4 protein-coding genes are annotated in these 3,050 nt (G+C 71.9%); 2 read left to right on the top strand and 2 right to left on the bottom strand.

The features are described from left to right. Positions 1-85: 85 nt before the first annotated feature. Positions 86-370, top strand: a complete 285-nt coding sequence (locus VFZ39_RS13060; protein ID WP_330866204.1) for a WhiB family transcriptional regulator — start codon at positions 86-88, stop codon at positions 368-370. A gap of 37 nt (positions 371-407) precedes the next feature. Here VFZ39_RS13060 and VFZ39_RS13055 read toward each other — a convergent pair whose 3' ends face one another. Both VFZ39_RS13055 and VFZ39_RS13050 read right to left on the bottom strand, forming a co-directional pair. Beyond that, positions 408-1,601: an ArsA family ATPase gene (locus VFZ39_RS13055; RefSeq protein WP_330866203.1), complete on the bottom strand. Its 1,194-nt coding sequence runs from the start codon at positions 1,599-1,601 to the stop codon at positions 408-410. Continuing rightward, positions 1,598-2,611 (bottom strand): ArsA-related P-loop ATPase, encoded by a 1,014-nt coding sequence (locus VFZ39_RS13050; protein WP_330866202.1) that lies wholly within the window; start codon positions 2,609-2,611, stop codon positions 1,598-1,600. The genes VFZ39_RS13055 and VFZ39_RS13050 overlap by 4 nt, the downstream gene beginning before the upstream one ends. Positions 2,612-2,718: 107 nt before the next feature. Here VFZ39_RS13050 and VFZ39_RS13045 point away from each other — a divergent pair. Further along, the coding region (locus VFZ39_RS13045) for a CoA transferase subunit A (protein ID WP_330866201.1) at positions 2,719-3,050 on the top strand (332 nt) is incomplete at its 3' end.

Below are 3,050 nucleotides of genomic sequence, written 5' to 3'. Positions count from 1 at the left end.
CCCAGTTCTTTACCTTTCACTGGCGGGATCGAGTCGGGATGTCATGGGGACTCCCGAATCCCGGACGAACTGTGGGGAACGTCGTATGTGGATCGAAGACTGGGCTCCGGCGGCCGCGTGCCGCGATCAGCAGCCCGACGCGTTGTTCGTGCGAGGCGCCGAGCAGAACAAGGCCAAGCTCCTGTGCAAGGGCTGCCCGGTGCGGACCGAGTGCCTCGCCGAGGCTCTCGACAACCAGATCGAGTGGGGAGTCTGGGGCGGCATGACCGAGCGGGAGCGCCGTGCGCTGCTGCGCCGTCAGCCGAACGCCTCGTGGCGTCAGGTCCTCGAGACCGCTCGCAACGCCCAGTTCTCCCCGGCCTCCCTCTGACGTACGGCGCCGTGCTCCGGTGGCGTACGGGCCGGTCCTAGCCGTCGGCAAGGAGCGTCCCGACCTGACGCAGCCCGTCGAGGTCGTGGACGTCTCCGGCCAGGGCCGGCACCACCGCTGTGGCGACCGAGGGGTGCGCGGCGGCGAACCGCTCGCGCAGCCGGGAGTCGCGCTCGACCAGCCGGACCCGGTCGGCGTGGAGCCGCAGCAGGCCGGCCGTGATCGACTCCGGCCGCTCCTGCGCCAGCCGCGCCGCGCCCGCCATCGCCTCGTCCGCTGACAGCGCGCCCTCCGGCCGCGGGCTGGCGCGGTTGACGATCAGGCCCGCCAGCGGCATCCGGTCCTCGCTGAGGCGCTCGACGAAGTACGCAGCCTCGCGCAGCGCGTCCGGTTCAGGCGCCGCGATCACGAGGAACGCCGTCTGATCCGCCTGGAGCAGCTCGAACGTCTTCTGCGCCCGCTGCCGGAAGCCACCGAACAGGGTGTCGAAGGCCGCCACGAACGTCTGCATGTCGCGCAGCACCTGCGCCCCGATCAGCTTCGTCACCGCCGCGGTCACCAGCCCCACCCCGGCGGTCATCAGCCGGGCCGGGCCCTTGGCCGGCGCCAGCAGCAGACGGATGAACCGGCCGTCGAGGAAGCGCGAGAGGCGCTCGGGCGCGTCGAGGAAGTCCAGCGCGGAGCGGGACGGGGGAGTGTCGACCACGATCAGGTCGTAGCTCCCATCGCGTTGCGCCTGCGCGTGGATCTGCCCGAGCTTCTCCATCGCCATGTACTCCTGCGTGCCCGCGAAGGAGCTCGACAGCGCGACGTAGAACGGGTTGGACAGGATCTGCTGCGCCTTCTCGGGGGCGGCCTGGCTCTCCACCACCTCGTCGAAGGTGCGCTTCATGTCCAGCATCATCGCGGCGAGGGAGCCGGGCCCGCCCTCGACGCCGGGGACCGGGCGGGGCGTGTTGTCGAGCTCCTCGATGCCCATCGACTGCGCGAGCCGGCGCGCCGGGTCGATGGTGAGCACGACGACGTTGCGTCCCCGCTCCGCGGCCCGCAGCGCCAGCGCGGCCGACGTGGTGGTCTTGCCGACCCCGCCCGAGCCGCAGCACACGATGATCCCCGTCGCGGGGTCGTCGAGCAGGCTGTCGATGTCGAGCACGGGCGTCCGTGACCGGTCGGTGGCCAGCGGGCCGACCCGGGCTCGGCTCCGGTCCCTCGTCGTAGCGCTCCTTGTCATGCCAGCCCCTGCTCCTTGAGAAGGGTCGCGAACTCGTAGAGGGCTCCGAGGTCGGCGCCGCCGGCCAGCCGCGGCAGCTCGAAGGTCGGTACGCCGAGCCCGGAGACGATCTCGCGCTGCTCGTCCTCCACCGCTCGGCGTACGGCGTGGTCGTGGGCCTCGGTGAGCAGGCCGGTGACCAGCGTCCGGCCGGACGGGAGCCCGGCCGCCTTCAGGTCCGCCGCCACGGCCGCCGGGTCGATCGTGCCGTCGCGTGCAGCGGCGAGGTCGGCGTCGTCGAGGTCGCGTGGGCGGGCCAGGTTGACGACCACGCCGCCCACCGGCAGCCCTGCCTCGCGCAGCTGCGCGATCCCGTCGGCGGTCTCCTGCACGGGCATCTCCTCCAGCACGGTGACCAGGTGGATGGCGGTCCGTCGGGACCGGAAGAGCTTCATCACGGAGTCCGCCTGCGACTTGATCGGCCCCATCCGGGCCAGTCCGGCGAGCTCGCTGTTGACCCCGAGGAACTGGACGATCCGCCCGGTCGGCGGCGCGTCGAGCACGACCGCGTCGTACTGCCGGCTGGCGCGGCCACGGCGGCCCTCCTTGGCGGCCTCGTACACCTTCCCCGTGAGGAGCACGTCGCGCACGCCCGGCGCGAGCGTGGTGGCGAACTCGATCACGCCGAACCGGTCGAGCGCCCGCCCTGCGCGGCCGAGCTTGTAGTACATGGAGAGGTACTCGAGCAGCGCGGACTCCGGGTCGATGTGCAGCCCGTACAGGGTCCCCGGGTGCTCGTCGCCGGCTTCCAGTCCCACCGCGATCCGGCGCTCCTCGTAAGGCAGCGGCTCGACGTCGAAGAGCCGGGCGATGCCCTGCCGGCCCTCCACCTCGCACAACAGCACGTCCTGACCCTGGCTGGCGAGCGCCAGCGCGAGCGACGCCGCCACCGTCGTCTTGCCGGTGCCGCCCTTGCCCGTCACCACGTGCAGCTTGGCGCGTGAGAAGTCGGCGGACGGTGCGGAGGGCATGGCCGAGAGCGTAGTCACCGGACCATGGCGCCGGACCGTGGCACCGGACCGTGGCGCCGGACCATGGCACCGATCGACGTGGCAGGATCCCCGTGGGAGGTATCAGCGTGGACAAGGTGGTCTCGTCGGCGGCCGAAGCGGTCGCCGACATCGCGAACGGTTCGACCCTGGCGGTCGGTGGCTTCGGGTTGTGCGGCATCCCGTCGGTCTTGATCGACGCCCTGCTGCAGGCGGGGGTGAGCGAGCTGGAGGCGGTGTCGAACAACTGCGGCGTCGATGACTGGGGGCTGGGTCGGCTGCTGGCGGAGAAGCGGATCCGTCGGATGATCTCCTCCTACGTCGGGGAGAACAAGGAGTTCGCCCGGCAGTACCTCTCCGGTGAGCTGGAGGTGGAGCTGACCCCGCAGGGCACGCTGGCGGAGCGGATGCGGGCCGGCGG

The sequence above is a fragment of the Nocardioides sp. genome, from assembly GCF_036374615.1.
GTDB lineage: Bacteria > Actinomycetota > Actinomycetes > Propionibacteriales > Nocardioidaceae > Nocardioides.
Note: the sequence above shows the minus strand (reverse complement) of the source record. Positions and strands in the feature narration are given on the sequence as shown.